This is a genomic window from Chloracidobacterium thermophilum B (assembly GCF_000226295.1).
Lineage (GTDB): Bacteria > Acidobacteriota > Blastocatellia > Chloracidobacteriales > Chloracidobacteriaceae > Chloracidobacterium > Chloracidobacterium thermophilum.
Window position 1 is genome coordinate 761,876 of the sequence record NC_016025.1, and the last position, 14,970, is coordinate 776,845.

At 62.8% G+C, this 14,970-nt stretch carries 14 protein-coding genes; 4 read left to right on the forward strand and 10 right to left on the reverse strand.

What is annotated here, in order from left to right; genetic code table 11:
* Window positions 1-7: 7 nt before the first annotated feature.
* Both CABTHER_RS16280 and CABTHER_RS14220 read right to left on the reverse strand, forming a co-directional pair.
* Window positions 8-1,402: a serine/threonine-protein kinase gene (locus CABTHER_RS16280; protein ID WP_014101370.1), complete on the reverse strand. Its 1,395-nt coding sequence runs from the start codon at window positions 1,400-1,402 to the stop codon at window positions 8-10.
* Window positions 1,403-1,581: 179 nt separating this feature from the next.
* Window positions 1,582-2,070 carry a hypothetical protein gene (locus tag CABTHER_RS14220; RefSeq protein ID WP_014101371.1) on the reverse strand — a complete coding sequence of 163 codons (489 nt, stop codon included), beginning with the start codon at window positions 2,068-2,070 and terminating at the stop codon, window positions 1,582-1,584.
* Between the two features lie 386 nt (window positions 2,071-2,456).
* Between CABTHER_RS14220 and CABTHER_RS17115 the strand changes: the two genes are divergently transcribed.
* The 3 genes from CABTHER_RS17115 to CABTHER_RS14235 all read left to right on the forward strand — a co-directional run bounded on the left by CABTHER_RS17115 (window position 2,457) and on the right by CABTHER_RS14235 (window position 4,923).
* Window positions 2,457-2,906 (forward strand): hypothetical protein, encoded by a 450-nt coding sequence (locus tag CABTHER_RS17115; protein ID WP_228374096.1) that lies wholly within the window; start codon window positions 2,457-2,459, stop codon window positions 2,904-2,906.
* Window positions 2,907-2,969: 63 nt separating this feature from the next.
* Window positions 2,970-3,920 carry a VWA domain-containing protein gene (locus tag CABTHER_RS14230; RefSeq protein ID WP_148264125.1) on the forward strand — a complete coding sequence of 317 codons (951 nt, stop codon included), beginning with the start codon at window positions 2,970-2,972 and terminating at the stop codon, window positions 3,918-3,920.
* Between the two features lie 22 nt (window positions 3,921-3,942).
* A complete protein-coding gene (locus CABTHER_RS14235) occupies window positions 3,943-4,923 on the forward strand; it encodes a glycosyltransferase family 9 protein (protein ID WP_212770366.1) in 981 nt (326 codons plus the stop codon).
* 62 nt (window positions 4,924-4,985) lie between these two features.
* Here CABTHER_RS14235 and mdh read toward each other — a convergent pair whose 3' ends face one another.
* Window positions 4,986-5,909 carry a malate dehydrogenase gene (mdh, locus tag CABTHER_RS14240; protein WP_014101375.1) on the reverse strand — a complete coding sequence of 308 codons (924 nt, stop codon included), beginning with the start codon at window positions 5,907-5,909 and terminating at the stop codon, window positions 4,986-4,988.
* Window positions 5,910-6,150: 241 nt separating this feature from the next.
* Between mdh and CABTHER_RS14245 the strand changes: the two genes are divergently transcribed.
* Window positions 6,151-7,116 carry an enoyl-CoA hydratase/isomerase family protein gene (locus tag CABTHER_RS14245; RefSeq protein WP_014101376.1) on the forward strand — a complete coding sequence of 322 codons (966 nt, stop codon included), beginning with the start codon at window positions 6,151-6,153 and terminating at the stop codon, window positions 7,114-7,116.
* 129 nt (window positions 7,117-7,245) lie between these two features.
* Here CABTHER_RS14245 and ribA read toward each other — a convergent pair whose 3' ends face one another.
* The 7 genes from ribA to CABTHER_RS14280 all read right to left on the reverse strand — a co-directional run bounded on the left by ribA (window position 7,246) and on the right by CABTHER_RS14280 (window position 14,928).
* Window positions 7,246-7,884, reverse strand: a complete 639-nt coding sequence (ribA, locus tag CABTHER_RS14250) for a GTP cyclohydrolase II (RefSeq protein WP_014101377.1) — start codon at window positions 7,882-7,884, stop codon at window positions 7,246-7,248.
* 200 nt (window positions 7,885-8,084) lie between these two features.
* Window positions 8,085-11,207: a WD40/YVTN/BNR-like repeat-containing protein gene (locus CABTHER_RS14255; RefSeq protein ID WP_014101378.1), complete on the reverse strand. Its 3,123-nt coding sequence runs from the start codon at window positions 11,205-11,207 to the stop codon at window positions 8,085-8,087.
* Window positions 11,208-11,335: 128 nt separating this feature from the next.
* Window positions 11,336-12,085, reverse strand: coding sequence for a LolA family protein (locus CABTHER_RS14260; RefSeq protein ID WP_014101379.1), 750 nt, complete (start codon window positions 12,083-12,085; stop codon window positions 11,336-11,338).
* A gap of 90 nt (window positions 12,086-12,175) precedes the next feature.
* Window positions 12,176-12,670, reverse strand: coding sequence for a VOC family protein (locus tag CABTHER_RS14265; protein ID WP_014101380.1), 495 nt, complete (start codon window positions 12,668-12,670; stop codon window positions 12,176-12,178).
* Between the two features lie 37 nt (window positions 12,671-12,707).
* Window positions 12,708-13,706 carry a COX15/CtaA family protein gene (locus CABTHER_RS14270; RefSeq protein WP_014101381.1) on the reverse strand — a complete coding sequence of 333 codons (999 nt, stop codon included), beginning with the start codon at window positions 13,704-13,706 and terminating at the stop codon, window positions 12,708-12,710.
* A complete protein-coding gene (locus CABTHER_RS14275; RefSeq protein WP_014101382.1) occupies window positions 13,703-14,533 on the reverse strand; it encodes a tyrosine-type recombinase/integrase in 831 nt (276 codons plus the stop codon). Before CABTHER_RS14275 ends, CABTHER_RS14270 begins: the two co-directional genes overlap by 4 nt.
* Entirely contained in the window at window positions 14,530-14,928 is a 399-nt protein-coding gene (locus CABTHER_RS14280) for a hypothetical protein (protein WP_148264127.1), read from the reverse strand. Before CABTHER_RS14280 ends, CABTHER_RS14275 begins: the two co-directional genes overlap by 4 nt.
* Window positions 14,929-14,970: the final 42 nt, after the last annotated feature.

Genomic DNA, 14,970 nt, shown 5'->3' on the forward strand with positions numbered 1-14,970 from the left:
GTGGCTGTCACGCGCTGCGTTCGCGCAAAAAGGCTTCGTAACGACGGCGGTCGTCGCGGGGCATTTCCTTGATGTAGATGTACACCACCCAGTTGCGGCCGTCCGGGGCGCGCTGGTAGCGCACGGCATAACCGTTCATCCGCACTGTCCCATCCGGCAGGTCAACTTCAATCGCCAGCCGGTTCTTGAAGGCCACCGTGTGATCGCGAATGATGTTGAGCTGTCCGGTTTCAACCGTGCCGGTCAAAATCCGCATCCCCTGCGGTGATGCTTCCTGTACCCGCCCCGGAATAGTGCGGGAGCGATTGCCTTCGTCGTCGGCGTCAATGATCGTCAGCCGCAATGGCAGGTCATAGGAAGCTGTCAGCAGCGGAGCCACACCTGGTGCAGCATCGGATGAAGCCGGAGCCGCAGCCGCAGCGCCATCCGGCGGGGAAGATGGTATGAAACCTTCGGGCCCCTCCTGACTTTGCAACCAGCGCCAGCAGACATCCCCGACTTCCTGCATCGTCTGGGGACGCTCCGCCGGTTGCTTGGCCAGCATGCGCATCGTGAGTTGGACGAGCGCTTCGGGAAGCGACGGATTGATGAGTGAAAGAGGCTTGGGCGGCGTGTCCGTCTGCATCGCCAAAACCTGGCCCGGTGACTTGGCGTAAAATGGCGGACGACCAGCCAGCATCTCGTACAGGATGACACCCAGGCTGTAGATGTCCGTTCGCCAGTCCAGTGCCTCGCCGTGGCATGCCTCCGGTGAGGTGTAGTAGGGCAGACGCGCAATTTCCGAACCCGTGTCATCCGTCACCGAGCCGGCCAGCCCTTCTTTCAGACAGGCCAAGCCCACGTCTGCCACCTTCACCCGCAGCGCCTGGGTTTCGGCATCGGCAAACAGCAGGATGTTCTCCGGCTTGAGGTCGAGATGTGGAATGCCGACGGCATGGGCTGCGGCCATCCCCTGCGCAACCCCGGCAGTAACCGTTGCCGCACGGCGGGGTGACAGCGGCCGGTGTTCGGCCAATTCCTCGCGCAGGTCATGCCCGACGACATACTCCGTCACCAGCGCCACATGCCCCTGCCCCATCTCGATGACCGCCTGATAAGCCACCAGGTTGGGCACCTGCAACGTCGTCAGCCGCGTGAGATTCGCCGTGAACTGCTGACAACTCTCCGCATTGGAAAACAGGTGGGCTGGCAGGGCTTTGATGAGAACGTGGTGGTTGGCAACGGCATCCGTAGCCAGATAGGCATCCCCCATCCGCCCGGTGGACAGCAGACGCAAAAACCGGAAGCGGTCGCCGGGCAGCAGCGTCGGGCCAGGCAATCCGGTGAGCAACTGCGTGCCATCGCGGACACAAAACCGGGCGCTGTCCTCATAGCAGGTGTGACAAACGGGGCATAGCTTCATGGCAACTCAGACGGCAGGCACGAGCGCAAGGCTTCGACTTGTACCACGCAACAGATGCAGGGACAGGCGCGCTGCGCCGGGCCAGGCAGGGAAATCCAGCCCCGTCATCATACCGATTCGTTTGGCCACACTTCCAGCCGGCAACTCGCCGGAAGAACGCTTCCAGTCCGAATGGTGGACTACTTGGCCTTTTTGGTTGCCTTTTTGGGCGTTTCAGCTTCGGCTTCCTTCTTTTTGGCCTTCTTTGGGGCCGCCGGTGCTGGCTCAGGTGCCTCCGCCTCCGCCTTCGCCGCAGCCTTCTTCTTCCCGGTGGCCGCCTTCTTCGTCGTTGGAGCGTCGGCCGTCACCGTCGAAGCCGGCTTGGCTTCCGCCACCGGTGCAGACTTGGCTTTCGTCTTCTTCCCGGCAGCCTCTGCCTTCGGTGCAGGTGTAGCGTCTGAAGTCCTGGCCGGGGCTTTCGTCTTTTTCGGCGTGGCTTTGGCCGGGGCTTTTTCCACCTCGACGGCCTTGGCCGTCTCTTTGGGCGGGGTGGCTTTCTTGGCCGTGGCCTTTTTGGCTGTTGTCGCTACGGTAGCTTCAACCGTGGCTTCTTTTTTCTTGGCTGCGGTCTTTTTGGCCGGCGCTTCGGGTTCCGGGTTGCTGGCTGCGGCTTTGCGTTTGGTTGCCATGGAGAATCTCCTGATATTGGGATGCTGGAGGGAGCCAACCACAACCGGCTGTGGAGCGACTTTGATTGTGCTCAAGCCGTATATCTCCACAACATCTTGTGTGTGACTCTGTATAGGTAAGGATTCTCCGGCTTGTCAATCTTTTTTCCACTCAATGTCGCCCGGTTGGGCGGGTGGCTGGCCGTGAAAGCTCCGCCGCTGGCAACCGGATGCCGGGCAACTTGCGCCGGTGCAAAAAGACCGTAGTATTTCAGCGGGCAGAAACGGAGAGGCGCAGCGTGTTGTTCAAAGGAATGCCGACATACTGGGTGGGGCTTGGGCTTTTGTTCCCAACTGTGCTGGGGACAACTGGGAAGGCAGCAGGGCGCCCGGCGGCGGTGCCGACGATGCCACTTGCTCCAAAGGCACAAACGCCCAGCGAACATCTACAGGATATGAAAACGCGGCAGCAGATTGACCGCGAGGAACGTTCCCTGCGCGATCTGCGGGAAGCCGGCCGCGCCCTCGAAACGCTGACCCGCCGCCTGGCCAAACGCTTCGATGCCGTGCCCAAAGGGACGCGCCCACAACTGTCGAAGCAGGACCTCGAAGACCTCAAGCAGGTCGAGAAACTGGCCAAGCGCGTGCGCGACCTTCAGGGCGCCCGGGGGGATGGCGAAGACGCCACGCCCCTGCCAGGTGATTTCAGCGAACAGATCGCGCTGCTGGCGCAACTGGGCACGGAAGTTCGGCAGCAATCCGAACAGGTTTCACGCCATACGGTCTCCGTCGGCATCCTCGCGCGAACGACGCGCCTCCTGCGTCTGTCGCGCGTGCTGCGCGCAACCGATCTCTGAAGCCGGCCCGTTCGTCCCCGTACGTTCCAGCCCGTCCAAAGTCCAATGCAGTGAGGTGTGCAGGTGTCAAACGACCGTGGTCTCCGCTTCCCGGAACGTCGCCGCTGGCTGCAAACCTGGCTGGCCGCCTGCGGGGTTGGACTGGGTTGTGCCCTGGGCGGCCGCCCGCTTCTGGCGCAACGGCCCACATCCCCTGAAGAAGAAGACACCCTGCGCCTGACGACGGAACTGGTTCTTGTCAATGTCACCGTCATGGACGGTCAGGGGAAGTACGTCCGTGGACTGCGCGTGGAGGATTTCAGCCTCCTTCAGGACGGTGTTCCGCAGCGCATCGAGCATTTCAGCGCCGATGACGCTCCCTTCTGTGCCGCCGTGATGCTTGACACCAGCGACAGCATGCGCACGAAGCTGCGGAGAGCCTGCGCGGCAGCCGCGCATTTCCAGTCCCTGGTTCGTACAAATGACGCCGTGGCCATCTATGCCTTTGGCAGCGACATTGAGCGGCTCCAGGAATTTTCTTCGTCACCGACCGTTACCCCACGGGTGTGGCGCCTGCGCGCGCGTGGGAAAACCCGCCTTTACGACGGGCTGCGCGCCGTCATTGAGGCACTCGATGCCCGTCCCGAGCAGCGGCGGGCCATTCTGCTCATTTCCGACGGAGCCGACACCGCCAGCGAAACCCGCGCACCGGCCGTCGTGCGCACGGCGGCTCAGGCGGACGTGCTGGTGTATGCCGTTGACCTCCAGAATGCCAACTTTCCGGGGCGGACTCCCGAACAGGCGCGACACGCGGAATGGCTGGCGGAACTGGCGGCGGCCACCGGAGGGCGCTACATCAGGTCTCCCGGCGGCGCGCATCTGGAAATCCGCTTTCAGGAAGTCGTCGAGGAACTGCGCGCCCAATATACGCTGGGCTTTTACCCGCCGCAGGGCTACGACGGGCAGCCGCACACGATTCGCGTCACCGTGCGCCGCCCGCGCGTCACATGGCGTGCGCGGACAAGCTACACCTGACCACATTTCCATCATCACCCCCGTGCAGCACCTGCTTTTTACGCACACCGGCACGAATGTTGAGTTTCTGCTGGCGCTACCGGCAATACAGGCCGCCCGGCGACACTTCGACGGGACGCAGATTTGGCTGGCAGCGCCGGACCGGGCCTGCGAACTGGCGCGGCTGGCAGACTGCACCGACACAACCCTGGCGCTGGGGCCAGCGCTTTCGACTATCACTCAACCATCGGTCTTCAAGAGCCTGCGCGCCATTGCAGCCCTGCGCGAGCAGACCTTTGACGCGGTGGTGAGCCTCACCGGGGCGTTTCTGGAACATGCCAGTGCCATGCTGTTGCGTGCCCGGCGGCGGCTCGTGCTTCAGGCCGGTAACGCGCGCCCCCGTCGCCACTTCACCGATGCGGCGGCGGAGCTTGTTGCCCGGCTTGGCGTTCCCAAAACGGCACCAGTTCCGCATCTGCGGCTCCCGCCAGCCGTGCGCGCCGCCGAACAGCAAAAACTTGCCCGGCTCGGCTGGCGTGACGACCGGCTCACCATTGCCCTGCACCCGACCGTCGGCTTTGCTCCCCAGGTCTGGCCCAGCGAGCAGTTTCCGCCTCTGGCCGTCCGTCTCGCCGCCGAGTATGACGCGCAACTGCTGGTCATTGAGACCGAAGAAGAAACCGGTCTGACCGAGCGGCAGCGTGCCGCCTGGAAACAGCACCGGCTTGCGCCCCTCTTTCTGCGCCGTCCCAGCCTGGCGTTACTCGCTGTCGCTTTGGCGCAAGCCTCAGTGATTGTGGGGAGCAATCGGCTGCCGGTTCACCTGGCCGCCGCCGTTCAAACACCCGGCGTGGTCATCATGGATGGCACGTCAGATTCCGGCTGGCTGGCTCCCCGCCACCGGCACAGCCGGTTGCTCTATGCCCAACCATCGCGTCCGGCCACGGTGGATGACGTGTTTGGACTCGTGTGCCAAGTGATGGCGGCCAGTCGGACCGCCGCGTTGTTCACTTCGGACGACTGACCGCTTCACCATCGCGGGGACAGTTCAAAACCGGTGGACGTTGCTTTTTGCCGCGGCTGGCCTTACTTCAGCAGATTGACGAGTTCCTGCACGGCCGCGGCTGACTTTTTGAGCGCCGCCGCTTCGTCTTCCGTCAGCTTGATCTCAATGATCTGCTCGACTCCACCCCGGCCGAGCTTGACCGGAACGCCGATAAACAGCCCGTCGATCCCATATTCGCCCTGAAGCAGCGCCGCGCAGGGCAGGATTTTTTTCTTGTCCTTGATAATAGCCTCGACCATTTCGACCGTTGCCGAAGCGGGCGCATACCAGGCTGACGTTCCCAGCAGCTTGACGATTTCCGCCCCGCCATGGCGTGTCCGCTCGACTATCGCCGCAATGGTGTCTTCCGGGAGCAGTTCAGGAATGGGAATCCCGGCGCAGGTCGAGTAACGCGGCAGCGGCACCATGGTGTCGCCGTGGCCGCCCAGCACAAAGGCCGTAATGTTTTCCACCGAAACCTGAAGCGCGTCGGCGAGAAAGTAGCGCATCCGGGCTGAATCCAGCACGCCAGCCATGCCCACGACGCGCTCCCGTGGAAACCCTGACACCCGATGCGCCACCGTGCACATGGCGTCCAGCGGGTTGGCGACGACGACCAGAATGGCGTTGGGTGAACGGGGCGCGACCTGTTCCGTCACACTGGCCACAATCTTCTGGTTGATCTCCACCAGGTCGTCGCGGCTCATACCGGGCTTGCGTGGCGCGCCGGAAGTGATGACGACCACATCGGAATCCTTGGTTTCATCGTAGCCATTGGTTCCGGTCACAAGTGCATCGTAGCCTTCAACCGGCGCCATTTCGTTCAAATCCAACCCTTTCCCCTGGGGCAGCCCCTCGACGATGTCCACCAGAACAACATTCCCCAACTCCTTGAGTACAAGCAGTTCGGCAACCGTCGCGCCAACGTTGCCAGCCCCGACAACAGTGATCTTTTTGCGTCCCATGATGACCTTCCTCAGACCGGGAAAATGAATGTGGCGAGCCACAGCCCACCGCGCGCCGAGCCTAGCGCAACTCCCGGCGGGTTTTCACGCGCTTTGTGCGTTGGCACACACTCACTCCAAAACACCGGAACCGGAAGCTGTGGCTGGACGAACCTTCCGCCCATCCGTCATGCTCGGTTGCCGGTTGTGGTTCACCCCAGGGCGTGGCCACGCCATCTTCCCTGTCTGTTCACGATGTCTGATGCTTGCTGAAGAATCCGTACAACTGGAAAAGCACGCCGGGCTGGCCGTTGTGACGCTCAACCGGCCACAGGTCATCAACGTCCTGACGACGGACATGCTGCGGCGGCTCGATGCGTTCCTCGATGAAGTTGCTGCCGACGAACAGCTCCACACCCTGGTACTCCGTGGGGCCGGCGCGCGCGGTTTCTGCGCCGGCGCTGATGTGAAATGGCTGCGGCAGTGCGTTCTGGAGGGTCAGCCGGAACGCGGAGATGAGTTCTTTGCTGTTGAATACGCCCTTGACCTGCGGTTGCACCGGTTTCCAAAACCCATCGTGGCGCTGATGGAAGGCGTCACGATGGGCGGCGGGCTGGGACTGGCCATCGGGGCGCGCTACCGGATCGCCACGCCAACCACCCGCCTGGCCATGCCGGAAGTCCACATCGGCTTTTTCCCGGATGTCGGAGCAAGTTGGTTTCTCAACCAGCTTCCCGGCGCATGGGGGCGGTATCTTGCCCTGACCGGCGAGAGCATTGACGGCGCAACAGCACAGGCGCTCGGTCTGGCAACCCACTACCTGGACAGGCTGCCAACCGCTGAACTGATGGAACGCCTGCAGGCCAATCCCGACCCATCCTGGCTGGATGTGCTCAGCCAGCCGGACCGGACGACGGTCGTCCATGACGACTGGGTAGCCACGCACTTTGGTCAGCCTTCACTCGAAGCCATCCGGTCCTCGCTCGAAGCTGCCGCCGACGAACGCTCACAGAAAGCGGCCCAGGCACTGCGGGCCGCCTCGCCCTACAGCCTGGCGCTCGCCTGGCATCTGCTCAGTACAGAACCGCCAACGTCCCTTGAGGAAGCCTTTGCCCGGGAAGCTGCGTTGGCCCGGCAGGCCATCCGGCACCCGGATTACGCTGAGGGCGTCCGGGCGCGGCTCGTGGACAAAGACTTCCGCCCCCGGTGGCAAGCCGGGAACACCTGAAAAAAAGACCCCTTTTCCCTGAACAGAGCACAAGGGAAAGAGGCCGTCGCTGGGCGGGAACGTGGAAAAGGTGAAACGGTACAGGGCCGCCGGGGGTCGGCCCGTTCCCGTCCACACCAGCCGGCGTCGTCAGACGACGCTCAGCAAGTGTCCCATTTTTTCCTTTTTCGTGCGGAGGTAGTTGACCGAAGGCGCCCGTGGCGCCAGTTCTATAGGCACGCGCTCAACGACCTCCAGCCCGGCATTCTGAAGTGCTGCCAGTTTGAGCGGGTTGTTTGACATCAGACGGATTTTCTTCAGCCCAAGCTCCTGCAAAATCTCGACGCACTGGGTGTAATCGCGGGCATCCACGTCAAAGCCCAACCGGACGTTGGCCTCAATGGTATCCGCGCCCTGATCCTGCAGGGCATAGGCCCGAATCTTGTTCAAAATCCCGATGCCACGCCCTTCCTGGTGCTGATAGACAATGACACCGAGACCTGCCGCCGCAATTTTTTCCATAGCGCGCTGCAACTGGGGGCCGCAGTCACACTTGATGGAATGAAAGACATCGCCCGTCAGGCATTGGGAGTGAATGCGGACCAGCGTTGGTACGTGTGGGGATGGCACCCCTTTGAGCAACACCACAAACTCCTCATCACTCGTCAGACTGCGGTACCCGATAATGCGAAACAGACCAAACTCTGTGGGAAGATTCGCTTCAGCCACCCGCTCAATCGTCCAGGCCGGACGGCTCTCCGTCGTTCCTTCCCCTGATATGGCTTCCATTGTAATGAATGTCTCCACTTTCTATTTGTTGTCCCACCCCGGCAAAGCCCTGGTGGGCTGGCTCCGGCTTCGTGGGGCAAAAAGCCGGATGCGTTTTGCTTCATCGTAGAAAGAGCACCCAGCAACGGCAAGCGTGCTTTCCGCACTTGGGCAGCCTTTCTCCAACAAGGCTTACCCTGGCTGGAAAGCGCCGGGCCTGATCAGGGGCGGCGGTCGAATGCTTCACGGGTCAGCGGTTCGATGACCGCCAGGTTCCGGGCCTTCAGCGCGGCATTGACCGGGGACAACTCATCCGTCATGAGCTTCCTGAGCTGGGCTTCGGCCTGCTCGACGGCCTGCCGGTAAGGCACCACGAGCGCCAACTGCGAGGCTGAAGGCCGCCCACTGTAGTAGCTGAGCTTGCCGTAGAGATCGGCCAGCTTTTCACGTAACTGCTCCTCACCGGTAATACCGCCTTCGCGGGTGGCCACAAGGGTCGCCCGCAACGCCTGACAACGGTCAGCAAAGGCCGTGAGCTGTTTGCCCAGTGCGTCCTCGGCCGTCAGCCCCTTGGCGCGCGCCCGTGCAGCATCACGGGCTTCAGTAAGCGCTGCATCAACATAAGCCAGACGCTCCAGCAGGGCGTAGAGTTCAAGCTGTGTCCGCTGCCGCAGCTCGCGGTCGGCCGGGCGATGGGGCGAAGTTGGGTCGGCTGCCAACGTGATCGCGCCGGTGTACACCTGCTTGTCTTTGATGAGCTTGACCGTATAGGTCCCTTCCAGCACCGTCGGGCCCGGAAGTGGGAACGGCGCAGCTTCCGAGCGCGGCACCCGGGGCGGCTTGAGCCGGGTTGGCCATTCCACCCGGTTGATGCCTTTCCGTTTGCCGCCGGGCAGCGTCGAAATCAACTCCCCGACCGGATTGTAGATTTCCACGCGGAAATCGCCGACCACGTGCCGTTCCTTCAGGTAGTAGGTGATGATGGCGGCGTCCGGCAGTGGCGTGCCGCGAAACTCATCGTCGCCGGAGAAGCTCTGGGAAATGACCGGCGTCCGCAACAGGGATGGACGTGTTTCCAGAAAAGCCACTTCACGTCCGAGCACTTCCGGCGTCAACCGCCGCAGCGGCGAAATATCGTCCACGATGTAGATGCCCCGCCCGTGGGTCGCCAGAATCACATCACCTTCGCGTGGGTGAACAAACAGGTCGTAGATCGGCAGCCCGTTCGGCAGCCCGCCGGTAAACTTCACCCACCGCTCGCCCCGGTCAATGGAGACGAAAAAGCCCATTTCCGTACCGAGAAACAGCAGGTTGCGAACAACCGTGTCTTCCCGGATGACGTGTGCATAACCGGTCGCATCCCCTTGGGAGAGGCGCTGCCAGGTCTGGCCGAAGTCATCCGTCCGATAGACGTACGTCGCCATATCCCCGGTGCGGTGGCCGTCAAACGTGGCGTAGGCCGTTCCAGCCGCAAAACGGGATGCCTCGACACAACTGCACCAGGTGTTGGGCGGCAGCCCCGGAATGTTGCGCACGACATTCGTCCACGTCCGGCCGCCATCACGGGTCACCTGCAGGTTGCCGTCGTCAGTGCCAACCCAGATGATCTTGTCATCCAGCGGCGACTCGCTGATGGTGAAAATCGTGCAGTGATTCTCCGCCGTGGTGTTATCCACGGTCAGCCCGCCGGATTCTTCCTGCTTCTGCTTGCTGGGGTCATTGGTAGTGAGGTCGGGGGAAATCCGCGTCCAGGATTCACCCCTGTCGCGCGACAAAAACAGATACTGCGCGCCGAAGTAGAGGTTGGCCGGATTTTTGCGCCCAACGGCAATGGGGCTGTTCCAGTTGAAACGGAGCCTTTCGCCAAGCACCTCCGGCGGCGCAATGAACTTCGTCTCATTGGTACGCCGGTCCCACCGCGCCAGATTGCCGCCCTGCGATTCGAGATAGACCACGTTGGCGTCGGTCGGGTCAGGTATGGCCCAGAAGCCATCTCCAAACCCGATGTTGTGCCAGTCGGCATTGGTGATGCCGCCCGGCTTGTGTGATGGCCCCATCCAGGTGCCGTTGTCCTGCAAGCCGCCATAGACGTTGTACGGCCGCGCGTTGTCGGCCGTCACGTGGTAAAACTGCGCCACCGGCAGTGCGCGCAGCAGGCGGAACGTCCGGCCGCCGTTGAGCGATTCATACACGCCGCCATCCGTGCCGAGCAGCAGGTGGTCGGTATTGGCTGGATTGATCCAGAGGGCGTGGTGATCGCTGTGTGTGCTGCCGGCAATGGTCTCAAAGGTCTTGCCGCCGTCCTGACTGCGGGCCAGCGTGGTGGCCGGCTTGTACACCCGCCGGTAATCCTTCGGGTCAACCACCAGCAGGCTGAAATAAAACGGGCGCGACCTGACGCTGGCATTGGCATCGTTGACCTTCGTCCAGCTTTCACCCAAATCCTGCGACACATAGAGCGCCGTCTTGCGGCTCTCGACGTTGGCATAGACGACATTCGGGCGCGACGGCGCAACAGCGAGGGCAATTCGCCCCAGGTCGCCTTCGGGCAGGCCTACGGTCAGCTTCTTCCAGGTCTTGCCGCCGTCGATGGATTTATGCAGCCCACTTCCGGGGCCGCCGGAAGCAAATGTCCATGGCTGACGGCGGAACTGCCACATGGCAGCATAGATGATGTCCGGCTCCTGGGGATCGAGAGCAACGTCGGCGCAGCCCGTATCGGCATTGACGTAGAGGATTTTCGTCCAGGTCTTGCCGCCGTCGGTGGTTTTGTACAGCCCGCGTTCCTCGCCGGATGACCACAACGGCCCCAGCGCCGCCACATAAACCGTGTCGGGACGGCGCGGATCAACGACAATGCGGGCAATCCGTTCGGTTTTTTCCAGCCCCATGCGCGTCCAGGTTTCGCCGCCATCCGTCGTCTTATAGACGCCGTTGCCGACCGAAACCGAGTTGCGCGTCCAGCCTTCCCCGGTGCCTACCCAAACAGTTTCCGGGCGGCTCTGGTCAATGGTCAGCGCACCGATGGACTGGGTGTGTTTGTCAAAGACCGGGCGGAAGGTCAGACCGCCGTCGGCCGACTTCCACACGCCGCCGCTGGCTGCGCCGACATAGATGGTTTTCGGGTTGGTGTTGACGACATCAAGGGCGGCAATCCGGCCGCTCATCGTTGCCGGGCCGATGGCCCGTGCGGTGAAAGCTCCGAGCATCGAGGCATCCAGTGCCACCGGGGCCGGGGCGGTGGCGGCTGGCGTCGGGTTGGAAGATTGCTGGGCCAGACTACCAGGCGAAAACAGGCAGCACAGGACGAGCGCCGCCCTGAACAGTGGCTTGAGGGTGTACATAGGCTTTGGGAAAACGGCGTGCTGGAGTTGAACTGAAGGTGAAAGCTGCCCGGAAGAACGCCAGTCAGCAGAGTGCGTCGGCGTCATGACCGGGCCGGCCGGATGACCGGCCCGGTCAACCGGTCAGGTTATTCTTCGGGCATCCTGAACAGACCGTCTTCAACCTCGACGTTGTATTCCACCCGATCAAACACAATCTGGATGAACGGTTGCCCGCCAATAAGCCGGTCAATGGCATGGGCGGTCATGATCCCGTTGACTTCCTTGTAGTTGGAGAGCAACGTCTCGACTTCAACCTCATTGCCCCGGATTTTTTCCTTGCCCCGGACCTTAAGAATGAGACCGCTCCCGGCATCCACGTAGTAGGTTTCAACCTTGCCGCGCTTGTTGGTCACTTTGACGACGTGTACCGGCGTCCCGTCGAGTTCCTCATCCGCCGCCAGCTCCAGCTTGTAGCCCTTCCTGGCCGAATCCACGAAGGGGCCGTCCATGTCGGCGGCATCCATCAAAACACTGGCCTCATCTTCAGCCATTTTTTCGGGTTTGGAAGAGCCGGTAAAGGGATTGATTTGCCAGGCCGTCGTACCATCGTAGGCCTGCACGAGTTTGGCCCCACCCAGACTGATTTCCTGGCGTACTTTGCCGGGACGCGCCACGAAACCGACCAGCGGCCCCTCGGCCTGCCCACCGCCGAAGACCAGCTTGCCGGTTGTCTTGATGGATTTGATGGTTTTCAGTTTTTCTCCGCCTTGCGCCTTGACAATCTGGGCAACGACGGCTTCAAGCGTCGGTTCATCGGCAGCCCGGACGCTGCCAAAAGCCAGTGCCAGAACACATACCAAAAGCCCACAGGACAACAGCGAGGCGCGACGCAGCATGCAAAAGCTCCTTTGTGAAGAAAGTTTGTTCGATCAAGTGGAAGGTGTGCGCGATCGTTGCACAGTACGCCAACACCCGCCGCAAAGTTCTCAGGAAGTTTCCCCGGACGCCAGATTCATCGGACGGTTTCCCCCGGTGTGCTGCTCCCTGGCAGCCCCCTGGGGCGCGAACAGTTCGGCGGCATGGCGGAAGGCTTTGAATTCCAGATGGTTGCCGGCCGGATCGCAGAAAAACATCGTTGCCTGCTCGCCGACCTGGCCGGCAAAGCGGATGTATGGCGGGACGACGAACGTCACGCCCACCCGGGTGAGTCGTTCTGCCAGCGCATGAAAGGTCTCCCAGTCAAGCACTACACCAAAGTGCGGCACGGGGATGGCTTTGCCGTCCACCGGGTTGTGGCCCGCCACCGGCGCGCGGCCGGCAATGCGGTGCGCCGTGATTTGGTGTCCCCAGAAGTCAAAGTCAATCCAGTCGTCGCTTTCCCGTCCCACCCGACAGCCGAGCAGCTCGACATAAAAGCGCCGGGTAGCCGCCAGGTCTGTGACCGGAAAAGCCAGATGAAAGGGATACAATGTCGCTTGCATGGCGTGCCTTCCCCTGGGAGCGCGGGCTTCCAGCCTGCTATTGCATCGCCATCTGCGGGCGGGACGCCCGCGCTCCCAGGGTAGCGGGTGTCACCGTCTCAGCATCCTGACCAAGTGCCGCCGCCGCCAGCAGTATCAACGCCACCCACAGGGCATCGGCCAAAAACAGGTGAATGAGCTGCATCCAGATGGGTGCCAGCAACCAGACGTTGACGATTCCGAGTATGAACTGCGCGCCCACGATGGCAAGGACAACTGCGGACATCCGCGCCGTTGCGGGGCCCGTGCGCAGCCGGGCGGCCGCCATCACGATGACGGCGCTCGCCAGTACGGCCGCCACCGGATGCAGCCAGCGGAGTTTGACTGTGAAGTGCGCCAGGCTTGAGAACTCCTCGGCAATCCCCTGCGCCAGTGAAGTGGCCGGAAACAGCGTGTCGCCCAGCGCCGCAATCGCGCCCGTGACGCCCACCACCAGCGCCGCCACGAAGGCCGCCAACAGATGGCGGACGGTCCTTTCGTGACCGGACAACCGCACCGGCGGAAAACCGCTGATCCAGTAGGCCGTCAGGGTCAGCGCGCCAAGCAGCAGAAACGTGTTCACCAGATGCACGGACATATAGACCGCCCGCGCCACCGAGCGGTTGTCGGCCACAAGTTCCAGCTTGACAAGTAACGCGCCAATGAGCGCCTCGATGAGGATGAAGGCCAGGGACCAGCCGGCCGCCCGGCGGACGTGATGCCCGCGCGCAAAGCGCCGGAACGACCAGATCACCAGCGCCACCACGCCCAGCAGGGCAATGCCGCTCGTGGCCCGGTGCATAAACTCCACGAACGTGGCGAACTGTCCCGCCGGCGGGACGACCTCGCCGTTACACAGCGGCCAGTGACTTCCGCAGCCGTCGCCGGATTTTGACGCCCGGACGTAAGCCCCCCAGACGATCACCAGCACATTCCACCCAACCACGCCCCAGGCAAAACGGCGCAACCGTTCTTCTGCCGGCACTCCGGCGGTCAATCCCTCATGTTCACCTGTCATACGTCTGTCACTGAACCTTCTTCCGGTGCTTGGGCACGCGCGGCCCGGCGTATCATCTGGGGGTTGAGTGCCGGATAGTCAAGCAGTTCACCGTACCGCCGCACGAGCTTGAAGATGAAACGGGGCGTCAGGGGACGCCCCCCGACCGGACGGTTGGCTGCCGTGCCCTGAATGAGCGCCGCCTCCGGCCCAAACCCTTTGGCCAACCGACGCAACGGCAGATCGCGCCGCAGATAATCATCCAGCGCCACCTTGACCGCCGGCGACAGCCCCACCGTACGCGCCCAGCGGGTGCCCCGTCCCACCTGAAGCCCCAGGCCGGTTTCCACAGCAGGACAGCGCACCACATCCTGCTGCCGGAGCAGGCAGATTTCGGACACGCGCAAGCCCAACTCCCCAAGCAGCCGCAGCACACAGGCATCGCGCAGCCCAACCAGTGTACGCTTGTCCGGCAGCGCCAGAAGCGCCGTCAGCATCGGCGCATCGCAAACTGTTGTCTCCCGACGACCGCGCGTGGACGGCCCCACAATCCGGGCCGGGTTACGCTCCACCAGATGGTGCGCGGCCAGCTCGGTGTAGAACTTCCGCAGTGCCGTCAGCCGGACGCCAACCGTCGGCGGGGATACCCGCGCCAGCAGAAACTGACAAAAGGCGTTGACATCTTCCGGTGTGGCATCCAGCCAGCCCTTGCCCTGCTCCCGGAGCCAGGCATCGAACTGCACCAGCGCCGCCGCATAGACCCGCCGGGTCGTCTCTGACCCCAGACGGGCGAGAAATGCCCACCGGCAGGCATCCAGCCTGCCAGCCGCCAGCCGGAGGCCGGTCATCCGGCAGCTTCCTGCGCGCGCTGCCGCCGCGCCTGCACGAATGAGTTGATGCACAGGGCAAGCATCTCGCCGCAGATCAGCAGCATGCCGATTTGCAGCGCCAGCGCCAGCGGCCGCGCGCCAAACGTGCCATTCACCAGACTCATGACGATGGGAACGAGCCCGCCAACCGTACCGAGCAGGGCCACGGCCGAAGCCGCGTGCATGGCGTGTTTGCGGAGCGATTCACGCTGTGCCAGCACGCCACACAGGACAAGCAGCACGCCAAACGCGCCCGGTATCAGCGCCGTCCTGCCGCTGTTGGCCGGGTCCTTGAGTACGTAACCAATCACACTCAACGCCATCAGGGCAGCGCCGTTGGCAATCGAAAGCAATGGCATCGGTAGGGACTTCATGGTTTCTCATCCTTCACGGGCCCTGCATCCAGGGCGCAACTT